Origin of the sequence: Corynebacterium sp. HMSC034B08, assembly GCF_001835805.1 — a bacterium.
GTDB classification, from domain to species: domain Bacteria; phylum Actinomycetota; class Actinomycetes; order Mycobacteriales; family Mycobacteriaceae; genus Corynebacterium; species Corynebacterium coyleae.
Genome location: NZ_KV825961.1, coordinates 23,231 through 40,217 on the forward strand (window position 1 = coordinate 23,231; position 16,987 = coordinate 40,217).

The 16,987-nt window shown below is 61.8% G+C and carries 11 protein-coding genes and 2 pseudogenes; 6 read left to right on the plus strand and 7 right to left on the minus strand.

Features of this window, described 5'->3' with window-relative positions; all coding sequences use genetic code 11:
* Nucleotides 1-29 precede the first annotated feature (29 nt).
* Nucleotides 30-1,661 carry a peptide chain release factor 3 gene (locus HMPREF2656_RS05930; RefSeq protein WP_070614917.1) on the plus strand — a complete coding sequence of 544 codons (1,632 nt, stop codon included), beginning with the start codon at nt 30-32 and terminating at the stop codon, nt 1,659-1,661.
* Here HMPREF2656_RS05930 and HMPREF2656_RS05935 read toward each other — a convergent pair.
* From HMPREF2656_RS05935 to HMPREF2656_RS05945, 3 genes and pseudogenes are all read right to left on the minus strand, one after another.
* The gene (locus tag HMPREF2656_RS05935; RefSeq protein WP_070421248.1) at nt 1,658-2,530 is read right to left on the minus strand and encodes a patatin-like phospholipase family protein; all 873 of its coding nucleotides are present in this window, start codon (nt 2,528-2,530) and stop codon (nt 1,658-1,660) included. The genes HMPREF2656_RS05930 and HMPREF2656_RS05935 overlap by 4 nt on opposite strands.
* Before the next feature lie 49 nt (nt 2,531-2,579).
* Nucleotides 2,580-2,810 (minus strand): annotated as a pseudogene (locus HMPREF2656_RS05940) (SDR family oxidoreductase); the annotation flags it as partial.
* Between the two features lie 21 nt (nt 2,811-2,831).
* Nucleotides 2,832-3,950: a YihY/virulence factor BrkB family protein gene (locus HMPREF2656_RS05945; RefSeq protein WP_070421250.1), complete on the minus strand. Its 1,119-nt coding sequence runs from the start codon at nt 3,948-3,950 to the stop codon at nt 2,832-2,834.
* A 27-nt stretch (nt 3,951-3,977) separates the two neighbouring features.
* Here HMPREF2656_RS05945 and HMPREF2656_RS05950 point away from each other — a divergent pair, with 27 nt between their 5' ends.
* Entirely contained in the window at nt 3,978-4,373 is a 396-nt protein-coding gene (locus tag HMPREF2656_RS05950) for a hypothetical protein (protein ID WP_070421251.1), read from the plus strand.
* Nucleotides 4,374-4,383: 10 nt separating this feature from the next.
* Here the strand turns inward: HMPREF2656_RS05950 and HMPREF2656_RS05955 are convergent, their stop codons facing one another.
* Nucleotides 4,384-5,886, minus strand: coding sequence for an SLC13 family permease (locus HMPREF2656_RS05955; RefSeq protein WP_070482653.1), 1,503 nt, complete (start codon nt 5,884-5,886; stop codon nt 4,384-4,386).
* Between the two features lie 115 nt (nt 5,887-6,001).
* On the opposite strand from HMPREF2656_RS05955, the gene HMPREF2656_RS05960 reads away from it, so the two are divergent.
* The 4 genes from HMPREF2656_RS05960 to HMPREF2656_RS05975 all read left to right on the plus strand — a co-directional run bounded on the left by HMPREF2656_RS05960 (nt 6,002) and on the right by HMPREF2656_RS05975 (nt 8,997).
* Entirely contained in the window at nt 6,002-6,187 is a 186-nt protein-coding gene (locus HMPREF2656_RS05960; RefSeq protein ID WP_070816104.1) for a hypothetical protein, read from the plus strand.
* Nucleotides 6,188-6,275: 88 nt separating this feature from the next.
* On the plus strand, nt 6,276-6,719 hold the full coding sequence (locus tag HMPREF2656_RS05965) for a DUF2871 domain-containing protein (RefSeq protein WP_070570890.1): 444 nt from the start codon (nt 6,276-6,278) through the stop codon (nt 6,717-6,719).
* Between the two features lie 17 nt (nt 6,720-6,736).
* Nucleotides 6,737-7,966, plus strand: a complete 1,230-nt coding sequence (gene pepT, locus HMPREF2656_RS05970) for a peptidase T (protein WP_070816105.1) — start codon at nt 6,737-6,739, stop codon at nt 7,964-7,966.
* 233 nt (nt 7,967-8,199) lie between these two features.
* Nucleotides 8,200-8,997, plus strand: coding sequence for a hypothetical protein (locus HMPREF2656_RS05975; RefSeq protein WP_070614912.1), 798 nt, complete (start codon nt 8,200-8,202; stop codon nt 8,995-8,997).
* A gap of 15 nt (nt 8,998-9,012) precedes the next feature.
* Here the strand turns inward: HMPREF2656_RS05975 and HMPREF2656_RS05980 are convergent, their stop codons facing one another.
* The 3 genes and pseudogenes from HMPREF2656_RS05980 to HMPREF2656_RS05990 form a co-directional block, all read right to left on the minus strand.
* Nucleotides 9,013-11,382 (minus strand): zinc metalloprotease, encoded by a 2,370-nt coding sequence (locus tag HMPREF2656_RS05980; RefSeq protein ID WP_141750675.1) that lies wholly within the window; start codon nt 11,380-11,382, stop codon nt 9,013-9,015.
* A gap of 8 nt (nt 11,383-11,390) precedes the next feature.
* Nucleotides 11,391-16,418 carry a carboxypeptidase regulatory-like domain-containing protein gene (locus HMPREF2656_RS05985; protein WP_168167542.1) on the minus strand — a complete coding sequence of 1,676 codons (5,028 nt, stop codon included), beginning with the start codon at nt 16,416-16,418 and terminating at the stop codon, nt 11,391-11,393.
* 189 nt (nt 16,419-16,607) lie between these two features.
* Nucleotides 16,608-16,987, minus strand: a pseudogene (locus tag HMPREF2656_RS05990) (glyceraldehyde-3-phosphate dehydrogenase); the annotation flags it as partial.

Below are 16,987 nucleotides of genomic sequence, written 5' to 3' on the forward strand. Positions count from 1 at the left end.
TGGGTGGGTCGTCGATAAGCTAGCGCCCCATGAGCACTGTTTCCGAGGCCGCCCGCCGCCGCACGTTCGCTGTTATCGCCCACCCGGATGCGGGTAAGTCCACGTTGACGGAGGCGCTGGCGCTGCATGCGCATGTGATTTCGGAAGCCGGTGCGGTGCACGGTAAGGGCAACCGTAAGTCGACGGTGTCGGACTGGATGGAGATGGAAAAGGAGCGCGGCATTTCCGTCGCGTCGTCGGCACTGCAGTTTGAGTACGCGCCGGAGGGCCACGAGGGCGAGCCGTACGTGGTCAACCTCGTCGACACCCCGGGCCACGCGGACTTTTCGGAGGACACCTACCGTGTGCTTTCCGCCGTCGACGCTGCGGTGATGCTGATCGACGCGGCGAAGGGCCTCGAGCCGCAGACCCTGAAACTGTTTCGCGTGTGCAAGGCGCGCGGCCTGCCGATTGTCACGGTCATTAACAAGTGGGACCGCGTGGGTCGTGAGCCGCTTGAACTTGTCGACGAAATCGTTACCGAAATCGACCTCCAACCCACCCCTCTGTACTGGCCGGTGGGCGAAGCGGGTGACTTCCGTGGCTTGGCGCACGTCGATGCCGATGGCGAGATCGACGGGTACGTGCACTTCACCCGCACAGCCGGCGGTTCGACGATCGCACCAGAGGAGCACTACTCCGCCGACGAGGCCGCCGCGAAGGAAGGCGACGTGTGGGACACCGCGCTCGAAGAAGCGGAGCTTTTGCTTGCCGACGGCGCCGTCCACGACCAGCAGCTCTTCGAACAGTGCATCACTTCCCCGATCATTTTCGCCTCCGCGATGCTGAACTTCGGCGTGCACCAGATCCTGGACACCCTGTGCGCAATCGCACCGGCACCCGAGGGCCGCGCCTCCGACCCAAAGGCCGTGGAGGCATCCACGACCGCAATGGATACCGAGCGCGAAGTCGGCGATGATTTCTCCGGCGTGGTGTTCAAGGTCCAGGCCGGCATGGATAAGAACCACCGCGATACGTTGGCGTTTATGCGCGTGGTCTCCGGTGAGTTCGACCGTGGCATGCAGGTCACGCACGCCCAGTCGGGACGCAGCTTCTCCACGAAGTACGCCCTGACCGTCTTCGGCCGCAACCGCGACACCGTGGAAACGGCGTTCCCGGGCGACATCATTGGCCTGGTCAACGCGGGCGCGCTGGCGCCGGGTGACACGATCTACTCCGGCAAGAAGGTCCAGTTCCCACCAATGCCACAGTTCGCACCGGAGCACTTCCGCACGCTGCGCGCGAAGTCGCTGGGTAAGTACAAGCAGTTCCGCAAGGCGCTCGAGCAGTTGGATGCCGAGGGCGTGGTGCAGATCCTGCGCAACGATACGCGTGGCGACGCCGCCCCGGTCATGGCCGCCGTCGGCCCCATGCAGTTCGAAGTCATGCAGGCTCGCATGGAAAACGAGTACAACGTGGAAACCGTCACCGAGCCGATCCCCTACTCGGTGGCCCGGCGCACCGACGCCGAGTCCGCGCCAGAGCTGGGCCGCCAACGCGGGGTGGAAATTTTCACGCGTACAGACGGCGAGATCATCGCGCTGTTCGGTGACAAGTGGAAGCTGGCTTTCGTCGAGAAGGAGCACCCGGAGCTCACCATCGAGCCGCTCATCGCCGACTAGCGCTTCGCGGTGAGGAACTCGCGCATCGCGGGCCAGTCGCGCTCCACCTGGGCCTGGCCGGCAGCGTAGTTCGCCCACAGTTTCTCCGCGTTGAGCTCGGTGGACTCCACTCCCATCGCATCGGGGAAGAAAATGTAGGCGTTGCCGGCTGCCGCTTCGTCGATAAGCGACTGCTTCGCAGCGTTGTAAATGCCCGGCCGAGCAATCATGGCGTCGGCGACTTTCGGCGTGCTGCGCATGATGCGACGCACGGCGCGCTCGCGCTTTTGCGGCCCCTTGACGTAGTCGCGCGGGCGGGTGAGCACGGCGAGGAAACGAGTGTAGCCGGCGGCGCGGGCGGCGTCGATAAGCAAACCGCCCGAGGTGCCCAGCGCGCCATCGACGTAGGGCACGCCGTCGATCTCGCGCATCTTCATCAGGACCGGCATCGTCGACGACGTCCGCGCGGCGAGGGCGACATCCTCCAAAGTGCGCAGGTTGTCGCGGTTAAACGCCACCGTCTCCCCTGTGTCGGCGCGCACGGCCTCCACGTGGACCTCCTCGGTGGTCCGGGCAAACGCGTCAAAGTCGAACGGCAGGACGTCCTCGGATTGCTCGTACGCCCATTCGCCGTTGATCAGGCCCTTGCCTCGCACCACAGAGCGCCAGCCGCCGAACTTGGGGTTACCCGGAAACTCCGTGAACGCGTTTTCAGAGCGCCACGTGTCGCGGGAGACGAAGTTCAGCGCGTGGACCGAGCCTGCGGAAATGCCGCCGACCCAGCCGAACTGGACCTCCTCCGCGATGAGCTTTTCCACCACGGGTGCGGTGTAGGAGTTGCGGGTGCCACCGCCCTCAAAGATGAGGGCGGTGTCGCGGGCGTCAATCATGCCCGCGAGCCTACGCGCACGCCCGTGGCACTTTCAACGGTGTTCAGTGTTACGGCGTCAGCGCGCCGCCGGTAACCGCAAGCGTCTCACCGGAGATGTACGACGCGTCCTCGGAGGCGAGGAACACGTACGCGCCGGCGAGCTCGGCCGGCTGTCCTGGTCGTCCGATGTCGGAGCCCTGGGCGAAGTTGTCGACGACCTCCTCCGGCTGCCCCTCAGCGGGCTGGATCACGGTCCAGATCGGCCCCGGCGCAACGGCATTGACGCGGATTCCCTTCGATGAGAGGAGCTCGCCGGCCCCCTACTCATGGCCTACATCACGCCTGTCCAGGATTTCGTCGGCGGCGCGGTCGGTCCACCGGCGGGTCTGCAGCCGCCACGCCGCCCCACTGTTGGAGCGTGGTGGTGCCTGGATGTGGCGGCGTGAGTCCATGCCGTGTTGGAGTTCTTTGGCGCGTAGGACTTCGGCGTCGATTTTTACGCCTTCGAGCAGCACGATGTTCATCAACCAGATCAGGGCGAGTACCGCCAGGACGGTGCCGAATGCGCCGTAGGTGCTGCGTATGCCGACGAGTTTGAGGTACCAGGAAAACCCGATCCATAGCGCACCGATGACGAGGAGCGCGCTTGCGGATCCGAGGGTGAGCAGGCGGAATTTGCCGGGTTTGACGTTGGGGGCGAAGTAGTAGAGCACGGAGACGAGCGCGATTGAGACCACTGCGATGACGGGGGTGCGCAGGTAGTCCCAGACGGGGAGGAAGATTGCGGTGAGGTAGTGCAGTTCGTCCTCAAGTCGTAGGGGTCGCGCGATGGGTTCGAATACGGCGTTGACGATTGAGTCGGTCAGCAGGGCCCCGAGCACGATCACCAATGCGCCAATGACCAAAACGACCGTGACAAGCCACATGGTTATCCATGTCACGACGAGTGGGCGGCCTTCGGTGCGTCCGTAGATGAGGTTGGCGTTGCGGGAGAAGGATCGCACGTACGCGGATGCTGACAGGAGCGAAATCACCACTGACACTGCCAGGGCGATGGTGCTTTCTGCTGGGGTGGCCACGATGACTGTCAGGAGACGCAGGGCTTCTGATTGCAGTTGCGCCGGTACGTATTGGGCGATGAGGTCGGTGATGATCGAGTCGGCCATGTCGTCGCCACGCGGCATGAGCAGGCTGAAGATGGAGTATGCGGCGAGCAGTATCGGCGCGACCGACAGCAGGGTGTAATAGGTCAGGGTGGCGGCGCGGTCCACCATGGCGTCGTTGGAAAAATCGGTGATGACGCGGCGAAAGACGGATGTCCACCCGGCGCGTGTGAGGCGGTTGCCGCGGCGCAGTGGTGTTTCGTAGTCGTGGGGTGTGACGACGAGGTCGCCGGTGCCGTACGACATCACCATGTCGACGCGGTGCGATTCAGACATACTGGTCACCTTATACACTCCCTTGTCATGGGAATTATCGACCGCGCGCGTGAACTTTTCGGGTTGAACCAGCCTCGGCTGGTGGAGTTGCCGGGGCGGGTGGTGCCGGTGGTCGTCGATAAGCTGCAGGTGCACACGGCGCGGCTTGCGCCCGATACCAACGAGAAGATCATCATCGTGACCACCTCAGCGAGGGCACTCGAGGAGCTTTCGCGTATCGACGACGCCGTGCAACTCACCTCCCCCAACGAACGCTCCGTCACGTTCGTGCCGGTAGACCGCAGGTCCGAGCCTGTGCTGGATCCGAAGTACGGCTGGATCATCCCCGTCACACGTGAGACCGCCGCCGAGTTTGCGGGGTTAGCAAAAGGCCCAGGCGAGCACGAACTTTCGACGCTGCACCTGGGCCTTATCCTGGAGTAATACGGCGTGACTAAACCAGTCCGATCCAGTTCCAGTAGGTGGCGGACAGCAGCAGGATGAGCAGGTAGGCCACGATGGTCAGCGGGATACCGGTGCGCAGGAACTGCTTGGAGGTAAACGCTCCGGTGCCGTAGGCCAGCATGTTTTGCGGTGCGGAGACCGGCAGCAGGAAGCCGAAGCAGATGACGAACTGCTGGATGATCACGAACCCGATGCCGCCGTTGGGTACGTCCAGGGTGGCTGCAAGGGCGATGAACACAGGGATTAGCGCGGAGGCAAGCGAGGTCGCGGAGGCGAAGCCCAGGTGGATCAGGATGTTAAACAGCGACACCAGGGCGATTGCGGCGAGGATCGGCATGGAAGATAGGCCGATAGCGCCGAAGGTTGCCTCAGACAGCCAGGTTGCAGCGCCAGTGTCCAGCAGGAACTTGCCCAGGGAGATGCCGGCGGCGAACACGACGAGGGTGCCCCAGTTGATCTGCTGCTGGGCGTACTTCCAGTCCATGACGCCGATGACCGGCATAAGCATGAAGCCGACGGCGACGATGGTGATGGTTGCGGAGGAAATCGGGTGCAGCACGCCTTCGGTGGCCCAGAAGAACAGCAGCAACACTGCGATGGCGGTGAGGCGCTTCTCAGCGCCGGTCATGGGTCCCATTTCCGCGAGCTGCTTTTCGACGAGCTCACGTCCCCCATCAATCGACTCCACCTCAGGCTTAATGGCGGCACGCATGATGAAGTACAGGGCGATGGACATCAGGATCGACCACGGTGCGGCCCAGATGAACCACTGGCCCCAGGAGACGGTCTGGCCCATTTGGTCTTCGATGAAGCCGACAGCCACGAGGTTTTGCGCCGCAGCGGTCTTGATGCCGACGTTCCAGATGGACACCGCCTGGGTTGCCGTAATCACGAGCAGCGCGGCGAGCTTGGATTCCTTGGCCAGACCGAAGGCGGCCACCATGCCCATGAGAATCGGCACGACGGCGCCGGCGCGTGCGGTTGCGGACGGGACAAAGAACGCCAGGATGATCGAGATAACAATCGCTCCGATGACAATGTTGGAAACTTTCTCGCCAGCGAACTTCAGCACATACAGCGCCAGGCGACGGTGCAGGCCGGTTGCCTGCATGGCGGTTGCCAGCGCAAGTGCCGCAGCAACAAGCGCCACCGCCGATGACGAGAAGCCGCTCATGGCGATGCTCAGGCCCTTGGAGGCACCGATCGCTTCGCCTGTTTCGGGGTCCACGGCGAACGTGAGCATGATTGCGATCAGCCCGACGATCATGACCGCACTGACCGGGTAGGACACTGCTTCCGAGACCCACATGATCACGGCAAAGGCAAGCATGCCGAGTGCGATTTTTGCGGGCATTGCAAGCCCTGCGATCGGGGTCAGGATCACCGCCGCCAACGCGACAAAAGCGAGGAAAAACGCGATCGTTTTTCCGGTGTTGAGTTTGTGTGAGGCTTGCTGTTCGGGGCTGTCTGCGGGCGCGACTGCCGTAGTCACGGTATTCCTCCTTGATGTAGTTGTTCCTGCGTAAACGTTAGTCGCACCATAGGGGGCTTCAAAATGGGATGCCTGTACTGTTTGGCCAGCTAGCGGGGCGCGTAGCATCGTGAATATGAATTTGAGTTCCCAGCTGACTTACAACATGCACCATGGAGCGCAGGACCTCCGTAACCTACTTAGCACCGGCGCTGCGGATGGTTGGTTGCCTGGGTCGTGGCAGGACTCTCTGCAGGATCTGAGTTTTTCGGTGATGGGGTTGTGGGATTCGGTGATCCAGGCTTTCTCTGCCCTGTTCTAGGGGCGCATTGTGGTTTCTCCGTACCGGTTTCTCTGGTACAAATGTAGACAAAGTTCACAACACTTTGTTGCTAAAAGGAGTTTTTCCCATGAAGGCCCTCTACAGAGCCGCAATCTTCTACCTCGCCTTCGGCCTGATCTCGGGCGTGTTCTACCGCGAGTTCACCCGCGCCAACAACTTCCCAGAAGGCCAGTTCACCCAGCTCAGCGTTACCCACACCCACCTTTTGGCCCTGGGCTTCATGATGTTCCTCATCTTCCTCGCGCTTGAAAAGGTCTTCACCTTCTCGCGCAATAAGAAGCTTTTCAATATCTTCTTCTGGCTCTACAACGCAGGTTTGCTCACCACCGTGTCCATGCTGATCTTGCACGGCTCGCTGACGGTGCTGGGCAAGGAGTCGGGTGCGGCGATCTCCGGCATCGCAGGTTTGGGCCACATCATGCTCACCATCGCGTTGGTCATCTTCGTGGTGCTGCTGGGTCGCGCCATCGATAGCCCTACCCGAACCTCTGAGGCAGCGCTGGCAAACTAACGCGCTACCCTCGCGGCATGAACACTCTCACGCCGATCCAGCAACGCCTTACTGACCGCTTCTTCCGCTACGTCCGCACGGAAAGCCAATCCGACGCTCGCGCCACTACAGTCCCGTCCACCGAAAGCCAATGGACGTTTGCGCGTTTGCTTGTCGACGAGCTCTCCACCGCCGGGGCCACCGACGTCCACCTGTCCGACACGTGCGTGGTTACAGCCAAGATCCCCGGCACCGGCGACGGCCCCGCGATCGGCTTCTGCTCCCACCTGGACACGGTGGATGTAAACCTCTCCCCCACAGTCAATCCGCAGCTAACCCATTACGAAGGCGGGGATATTTGCCTCAACGCCGAGCTCGACCTCTGGCTGCGCGCCGCCGACCACCCGGAACTTGCAGCGTACGAGGGCCAGCCGGTCGTCCACACGGACGGCACGAGCGTGCTTGGCGCCGACGACAAGGCCGGCGTGACCGCGATCATGGAGGCGGTCACCGAGCTCGGCGGTCAGACCCCACACGGCGACATTTACATCGCGTTCGTGCCAGACGAGGAGATCGGCCTGCGCGGTGTACGCACGATCGATTTTGACCGCTTCCCTGTCGATTACGCCTACACCGTCGACGGCGGCGAGCTCGGCGAGGTTGTAGAGACCACGTTCAACGCCGCCACCGCCACCATTACCATCGCCGGCGTCAGCGCCCACCCGATGAACGCGAAGGGCAACCTGGTCAACCCGATCACACTGGCAATGGAGTTTGCCAACCAGCTCGACGCGCAGGAAACGCCCGAGCACACCGAGGGGCGTGAGGGCTTTATCTGGCTCAACCACATCGACGGCAACCAGTCCACCTGCACCATGCAGTTGAGCATCCGCGATCATGACCGCGAAGGCTACGAGGAAAAGAAGCAACGTTTGCGCACCCTTGCCGACGATCTTGCCGCAGCACACCCCCGCGCCACCATCACCTGCGACATCGTAGATGTCTACGCGAATATCTCCGACGCGAAGACCCCCGAAAATTCCGTCGGCTCCGAGCGACTGCACGCTACGATGCGCCGCCTCGGCATCGAGATTAAGGAGATCGATATGCGTGGCGGCACCGATGGGTCATGGCTGTCCAACCAGGGTGTCTACACCCCGAACTATTTCACCGGCGCGCACAACTTCCACTCGATCTACGAGTTTCTGCCGGTGCCTTCCCTCGAGCGCTGCTATGAACTCACCCTCGCCCTGATGCGTGGCGAGTAACCGGCTCACTAAGCACGCTTGATGCTGGTGCTCGTCTTGTGCATGAGCTCAGTGTCAAGTTCCTCGCGCGTGTGGCGTTTTCGGCCACAATTACTGCTGCGTTGCTCGGTTCCCTACGAGATGCACAATATATTGTGCATCCCGGCTCTGGTGTTGGGGCCGGTTGTGGTTTAGGCTCGTCGATACGCGGAAGCAAAATGGGGGCTTCCGCCCGACACCCAGGGGGGATAATTATGGCTTTTCGTGCCTACGAGCTTTACTACCTCGATTCCTACGACGAGGAAGTCGATGACCTTGTCACCATGTACGACTACGACGAGGACGACTACAGTTTCGACGACGACATCCGCTGGCACATTGACGACGACTACATCATCGAAAACGGCCTCCGCGTCGCAATACTCATCCACGACCCGGACACCCACGAAATCGACTGCGCGTTGCTCCAACCGGACAATCCTCGCGCGCCCGATTGGTATGGCGTGGAGGAGATGGCCAACGTCATGGCCGAAGTCCAGCGCATCATGGTCGCTCACGACGACTACACGGTCAGTATCGTGCCACCGCAGGATCCCGCGTTCGCGCTCACGGCGCCTCGCGTCTTCCCTGCGGAAGATCTCACGGCTGCGACGGTGATGATGCTCGGCGACTCGCAAGACAACGCGTGGTACAGCGCCTTTTGTATCGAGTTCACACCGAACCTGAAGTCCGACGAGTCGTTCCCAGTCGCCGTTTTTGTGTACGACCCGCGCGATAACTGCCTTGTCAGCAAGAGCTTCACCGGCATCAACCCGTTCGCACCGGAGACGTTTAACCGGAGGCAACGCAGGATCGTCGAGCGCAAACTCGACGAGATCTTTGCGGCAATCGACTCCTCAAAAACCGCAACCCAACCCGTGAGCCCGTTTGCCAACCTCGGCCCGCAATTCCGTGCATCGAGGCTGCCCTCCGTCGAGGCGGTCGGCCCCGACCACGCGCTCCTCCAAACACTTGAGAGGCTTCTGGCCTGGTGGCAGGAGCAGGCAGCCTAGGCGTTAGATCATGCGCTAAATCATGCCCTGGCTCATCGCCCAGCCAGCTAGCGCAGCACCAAGGCCGCCGATAGCGAGCAGCACGCCGATGATGATCGCCACTGGCGAGACCGCACCGTCGCCGTTGGCCGGCGGCTGCTGCGTCTTCGGTTTCTGCGCCGCCGGCGCGTTGCTCGTCCCTTCGGTCTTGTCCTTCGGCTGCAGCTTCCTGCGGGCCATGTCCTTGACGTACTCCGGGGCGTCGGAGGCAAGCACCTCGGCAAGCACCTTCGCCATCTCTTCGCGGGTGTAGTTCAGCGCGGAGACGTTGTAGGACTGGCTAAACACTTCCGTTCCGCGCGAGTTTGTAACCACTACGCTCAGCGGAACGACCGGCTTGTCCAAAAACGCCGCGCGGTCGAGCTTGATGTCTACCTGCTTCTCGTCGCCGACTTTGCCGGCAGGCTTCAGGTCGTAGCTTTGTTGGAACACTCCCGAGCCGTAGTTGACGCTGACCTTAAACCGCTCGTCCACGTCTCCCAGGTTGGAGATGGTGCCGCGCAGGACGTTGTCGTCGCCAAGCTGTGCGACGACGCCATTGTCACCGTTCGCGGTTTCGTTGAGACGAAAGCCTGCCTTGTACTTGTTATTGCTTGCCGCGTTGATGACCAGTTCCTTGACGTCACCTTCGGTCAGCACCGGCATGCTTTCCTCGCCGTGCGAGTGGTCGTGATCGTGGTCGTCTTTGTCGTTTTCCTTGTCTGTCTCGTCGTTCACTCCGATGTGGCCTTGGCCAACGTTCGCGCCTGGAAGGTTCAGGTTCGCCCAGTCCGCCGGGATCTGAAACTCCCTGCCGGTCTCGTCGTGGCCGTGCGTTTCCTTTTCGGCAAAGTTGAACTGGTTGAACTGGTGCGCGTAACTCATCACCGAGTTGTACTCTTCGAGGTCATCGCGCGCCGGTGCCGTGTTTGACTCCACGTGCGCGCCGTAGTGCAGCAGGTTCAGGGTGTGGCCAAACTCGTGCAGGATCGTGTTGCGCAGCTGCTCCTGCGTGGTCATCTCAGGATGGTTCGCCACGAAGAATACGGAGTCGTTGACCAAAGCGAGGCCTGTCGAGGAGTCGCCGCGAGAAATCGTGTCGCCGATGACGCCAACGCGGAAGACCGCCTTGCGTTCTCCCAGCAACCGTTCGCGTGCCGAGATGAATTGGTTTTGCGCATACAGCGCGTAAGCCCATTCGTCTTTGGCCAACTTCGGATCGGCCAACCCTGGCATGAATTCTTTGGCGTAGTCCTCGGTCTTGCCGCCCTCGCGGTCTGCCTCCTTCATGCTGGACATCGAGGAACTGACGTACTCCGGCCCCGCAACGATGTGGAGATTGATGCCTTGTTTGGCGAAGCGCTCCTCCAACTGCTTGAGGATCTCCGGCGACGGCGCATAGTCCTTCGTGTTTGCACGCGCACAGTCGGCGAACTGGGTAAAGCCCTCCACGGATGCCGCGAAGGATTCCTTCCGATCGCACTTGAGTTGTTCCCACTCGGATCGCATCCAGTGCAGCTGCAGGAACAGGTCGGGTTTGTTTTCGTCGGCGCCCCACTGGTGGATTGGCAACGATTTGCCTGAGGAGAGTTTCATGCCGACGCGTTCCCACGAGTTGCGCAGCCCGTCACCGTCGGAGTCGAACGCGGCTGGCTGCGGGATGAAACGCGCCTGGGTTTCGGCCTCGAGTTTCTCACCCGCTGCGAGGCTCTTGCTCCAGCGTCCGGCCTGGTAGCGCGCGTCGTTGTCGTTGCGGCTCTCCTTGGCTTTCTCAGCGGTCGGTCCTACGCCGAACCGGTCGGCGTTCGCAAACTTCACGCGTGCGGTGTGGCCGGGCTTTTCCGGGGAGACGCGAATTTCGCCGTCGAAGTATTGCTGCGCGCGGAGTTGGCCGTGGTTGCCCATGATGTCGCTTACGGCTTCGACGCGGACATTGACCGGGGCGCCCGAGACGTTGGTGGCGGTGACGGTGTACTGGATGATGTTGTCGAAAATGTTGATGGTGCGTTTGACCTCAACACCGTTAAACGTCTGGGTGTAGACAACCGTGTCGGTTCCGTCGTCTCTGCTGAGGGTTTCGGGCGTCGCGTTCCAGTCGACGGGCATTTTCGCCTCGTTGACGTACACGTCGGTGCTGAGGCCGTACTTGAGCACCTCGGCGGCGGCTTCGGGGTGGTCGAAGTCGAAGAGGCCCTGTCCGTCGGGGCGCACGGTCGCGTTGATGTACGGCGACCATGTGCTCTTCTGCTGCCCCTCAACGACAACCTGCCTGCCTTGCTGTGTGACCTTGGCCTGCGCGGGCACAACGCAGACGGGGGCGAGGGCGGCGCACAGGCCGACTGCCATTACTTTTGTGGAAAATCGCATGTTGTTGCCTACCTACCCAGTACCTGCATGATCTTGTCTTGGTTCAAAAATGCGGCGAATCCTACGCCGGCAAGCAGCGCCAGCGCGCCCACGAGGACCGCGATCCAGCCAACGCTTGTCGACGACCCCTTGTCCTCAACCACCACTTCCTCCGGCGCCCTCGCCGTCAGGGGGACGTTGACCAGTTCGGAGGATCCGTCCGGGTAGGTCACCCGCACCTTGACGGAGGTGGTTTTGCCGTTGGGCACACTGCCGTTGGACCGGGCGGTGATACGGCCGGTTTTTTCGTCGATAGTTGCTGTCCAGCCCTGCTCGTTGAAGCCGTCGATGCTAAACCGCGTGCCCTCTGGCAGTTTCGACGAAGGTTCCGGACGAGCCTCGCCGCCGATAGGAACGTTCGCTCCAACATATCCGGCGTCAAACGTCGCCGCATCCGAAGGCACCGTGACCGTGGCGGTGATTTCGCGTGCGCTGCCGTCTGGGTAGCGCACCTGGATCAGCGGCTTGTAGGTTTCGTCGATCTCGGCGTTCTTCGGCGCCGTGATGCGCAGCGCGCCGGTGGATCTGTTCACGCCGACGTCAAGGCCAGCGTTGTCGATCACGTCGAAGACCGCACCCTTGACCGCATCGCCAACAGCGGCGACTGCAACTGTGTTGCCCACCCGCACCGTGGTAGACGGGTAGGAGATGGAGTTTTTCACGGCGTGTGCAGAAGCTGTGGCCAAGCGAGCGCGCGCTTCAAGTTCTTTGGTGGAACCATCCTGGAAGTAGGCGATGACCTTGACCGTGAGCGGACGCGCGTTCACCTTCGGTGCGTTGACTCGCACGTCGCCGGTGTTCGCGTCCACCGTCGCGGACCAGCCGCCCAGGCTCGACCCGGATTTCATCTTGAAGGTCGTCCCCTCGGGCAACGCAGCGTCGCCGGTGCGCAGCACGGTTGCGCTCAGTCCCGGGACCACCATGATCTCGTCTTCGTAGCCGAGGTTTGCCAGGTCTGCCAGCATGGGCTCGCCGACCTCGAAGACGGCGTTGACCGTCTTGGGACTGCCGTCCGGGAAGGTGATCGTGACCGGGACCGTGTGGGAGCCGCGCTTTGCGTTGGCCTCCGGTTTGAACGTGATGCTGCCCTTGGCGTCGATGGTCACGCCCTTGGCGTCCGTTGTAAACGTTGTACCTGCGGGCAGCACGCGGTCGTCGTATGTGAAGCCGCGCTCCACCACCTGCGCACGCGGCGAGCTCGAGGAGCGCTCCACACCAGCAGGCACCGGGGTTTTCGCCCATTCGACCGTGTAGCGATCGGCCATGGGTTTTTCTTCAGCCACGACAACCTCGACGACCTCGCGCTGGCCCGTCGGTGTGTTGACCTCTACGCGGTAAGTTCCGGGCGCGGCATCGCGCGGTGGCGTGGCGACGACCGTGCCGTCCTGCTCCACACGAATCCAGGAATCCTTCGGCGCAACCTGTTCCGTCTTGTTGCCGGAGATGACCTTTTCCACGCCGTTGGTGGTGAACCCAGACGGCACCGGGTCACTGCTCCCCTTACGCGTCGGCGTGCCAATGCCTACCTCGCCGGCGTGCACCACCACAGGTGCCCACACGAACGGATCCGGCTGCGGGGCCGGATTCGACGTCGCCGGCTCCTTTTTCACCGTAATGCCCAGGTTGGACTGCTCGCCTGGCTTGACCGTGACCTTGCCGTCGTTTTCACGTGTGACGGTGTGGTTGCTCGGTGCCTTTGCGGTCACGGTGTAATCGCCTGGGTAGAGGCCATCGACGACGTACTTGCCGTCAACCTTTTCTACCTTGCGGGTTTCGTTTTTCGGTCCACCCGTGATCGTGATCGACTCTGGCTCCGCATCACCCGTGACCGAGATGTTGACGGACCCCTTGACCAGCGCCACCGTGAGCTCCAGGTCGCGCGGCTTGTTCGGCTCCACACTGAAACGCTTGGTTGTTCCTCCGTGGTTGTCGCTGGATTCAACCTGCACGGTGTATTCGCCGGCGTGCAGTTTGCCCGCGTTAAACCTGCCGTGTGCGTCGGTCGTATCCTTGGCGTTTTCCTTACCGTTCTGGGTGATGAGGATGGGGGCGTTGGCGACGGGTGCGGAGAGGTCGTCGAGAAGCGTGCCGCTCACCGCGTTGAGCGTCTTCACCAGGATTTCGCCGCTGCCGTGCCTGCCGGGCTGCAGCGTGACTTCCCGGCTGCCTTCGCTGTGGGTCTCGCTTTCGGCGGCTTTGGCCGTATAGGTTCCGGGCAGGATGTCCTCGACCGTAGCCATGCCTTCCGCGTTGGTATTCACCGTGCGCCCGGCGACATCAAGTTTGGCGTTGGCGACGGGGTGGCCGGTGTCGTCGACAACCTGCAAGACGAGGTCCACCTTGTCCAGCGCGAGCGCAAAGTCGTGCGTTTCGGTGCTGTCCTTTTTCACCTTCGCAGCCTGCGACGGCGCCGAATACCCCTGCGGGCCATCAATCTCGACGGTGTAGGTGCCCGTTGGTAGACCAGCAATCGAATACGTCCCATTGACCACGGGCGCAGTCTTCTTCACGCCAGCGGTGTTCTGGTCTGCGCCACGGACCTGGATCTCGGCATGTTGACCGCCTGGCAGTCCGGTGACGCTGCCGGCGATATTGCCCAGGTTGCGCACAACGTTGAGTGTCTTTTCCGACGTCTCATTTGGGTTGATGGTGACAGCACCGCCGCCTTCGATCGTGTACCCCTCCGGCGCGCGCCCACCAAGGATGTACTCGCCCGGGTACAGGTCATTCAAGACGTAGTCGCCGCCGGCTTCCTCAATCGGCAGGTACTCGTTTTTGGGGCCACCGTTGAGGAACACCTCCGTCGGAGCCAACGGCCCCGAAGTGACAACCTTGATGGATCCGCGGTGCAGCGCGACCTTGAGCATCACTGACTCGGTGTCTCCGCCGGGTTCGACTGTGAAGTTTGCACTCGCCGCTTCGTACGTGTTGTTACGGGCCACCTCTGCGGTGTAGTTGCCTGCAGCCAGCGCGCCGGCGTTGAAGTTGCCTTCCGGGGTGGTCCGGAAAGTGCCGATGACACGGGAGCCTTGCTTGACGACGACCTGCGTACCCGCCACAGCCTGACCAAGATCGTCGACAACAATGCCACCGGTTTGGTTCAGTGAACCAACCTTCACCGTCACCGGATCATTGTCGCCCGGATACAGCACGAACCCCTGGGATGCGCCGCTGTACTTGCCCCTGGCGGCAGCTACTGCGGCGGTGTAGGCACCCGGCGCGAGATCCCCAAACGTTGCAAGGCCTTCCGCATTGGTGGTTTCGGTCCGTCCGTCAACGGTGACTGATGCATTGGGAACTGGCCTGTTGGCGTCGTCGACCACCTTGATCACGCCCGTGACGTTGTCCGCAATCACCGCGAACCCAACAGTCCTGTTTTCGTACTTTTCCACCTTGGCGTTCTGCGGGCCCGTGACGGAGTATCCGCGTGGCACGGAGTCTTTGATCACTTCGACGCGGTAGTCCCCGGTGGGCAGGTCCGGGAAGCTGTAGTGGCCGCCCGAGACGGTCTGTTCCAAAATCTCGGGACCCGTGACGCGGATCTTGACCTGTTTGTCCGTCGGCACACCGAAGATCACACCGGAGATGCTGCCCTTGTCGCGCGTGGCGGTGAAGTTTGCGTTCGCGGTTGTTGCGCGTTTGACGTCCACGTCTGCCGTTTGGGTCACCGAATACCCCTTCGGCAGCGACTCTGGGACGACCTCAAGCACGTGCTTGCCCACCGCCAGGTTCGGGATGGTGAACTCCGCGTTCTCATCGGTGTCTACGACAGTGTTCGTACCGACGACACGCACCTTCACCTTGGTGCGTTCCGGCAGCCCGTTGACCTTTCCGCTGACTTTGCCGTACTGCTGCTTGCGCTGCACAACGATCGGGTCCGCGATGCGGTTGACGCGCTGATCCTCTACTTTGACACCTTCAACCTCTGTCCCCTGACTGTCCTCAGTTTCGCCCACGACCAGCGTGTACTTATCCTCTGGATCCCTGGGCACCGGAACCTTGGGCACGGTGAAGTTACCGCTTTGATCAGTCTGGGCCGACTTACCGCCGACGGTCACACGTGCACCGGACATGGCGACTCCCTTGTCGTCGATCACCCGGCCGGTGACGGTGATCGGGTACAGATCAAAATCCGGGGCGGTGGCCTCGTCCTTCCACGGCTTGGTCGCCGGGCTGACAAAGCCCGCTGGAGGTCGCACGCCAATCTGGTACGTCGTTCCTGGGTTGTTGGAGGTCAGCCAGTAGGAGCCGTTATCGGCAACCGCTTCCTCACCCTGGAGGACGATTTCCTTGCCCTGGCGGTTGGTCCACTTCCTGTTCACCAACACCTTCGGGCGGCCGACTGGCTCCTCGTCCGGATTATGCACACGCACCTTGCCCGGCGAAGCCATGTTGACCATAGGCACGGTGTACCGGGAGCCACCACCGGCCATCGGAGTCGGATAACCGCCCTTGCCCATCCCCCAAAGGATCAGGCGGTGCATTCTTTCTACCTGCAACTCTTCCGGTAGCTCATAGCGCAGTCGAATCGCATAATTGCCTGAGGGTGTTGTCGCGATGCTGCGGTGGACGGTGACATCGTATGTCTTCAGCACAACTTCTTGGCGGTTTCTGTAAACGCGGTGATCAAGCTTGAACTGCGAGACTTCAGGGATCCTTTTGAATACCGGATCCCCCTCCGGCGCCGACTTAACATTACTTGCGAAGAGCGGCGGGGGCGCGGTTTCCGGCGGCACGAACTCGATGGATACCGTCTTCACCCGCACGGATCCGTTGAAGAAGACCGCTCCTCGCCAATTGCCGTTTTCAATGCGAACCTCGCCATGATCGATACCAGGTTGCAGAGTAGGCATCCTCTGCGCGTGCGCGACCGGCGTGAAGGTACCCAGCGGGACTTCGGCGACCGTGCCGGCAAGCGCGAGCACCGTCGCAACTGCGGTGATGCGCATGCCCCGTGGGCGGTGTACGCGACGGGGGTCATCGGAATAGCGAGACATGGGCGTCATTCAACTTTCTCGAAGCAAAGGCACGGGAAACGAACGGTAAAACACAGGAATGATACCACTTAGTTATATGCCTTATCTAAACCTTTCAAGGAACTGCCAGCGATTCCACACCCCTACTACACGACGAAGCGCCCCGGCCGAATGTGGCCGGGGCGGTGGAGTCGTCGCTAAGCAAACGCGCTACTGAATTTCCGACGGCTCCTTGCGTGCCGGGTACACCTTCGGGCGCACGCCCGCAATGTCCTCGACAACGCGAACCACCTGGTGGGAGTAGCCGTACTCGTTGTCGTACCAGACGTAGAGCACGAGGTGGTTGCCGGAAGCAATCGTGGCCAGACCATCAACCACGGATGCGTGGGAGGTACCAAGCAGGTCCGTCGACACAACCTCAGGCGAGTAGATGTAGTCGAGCTGCTGGCGCAGGTTGGAGTGGGTGGACACGCGACGCAGGAAGGTGTTCACCTCGTCCTTTTCAACGTCCTTCTCCAGGTCCAGGTTCAGCACAGCCATGGACACGTCCGGGGTTGGCACGCGGATCGCGTTGCCGGTGAGCTTGCCCT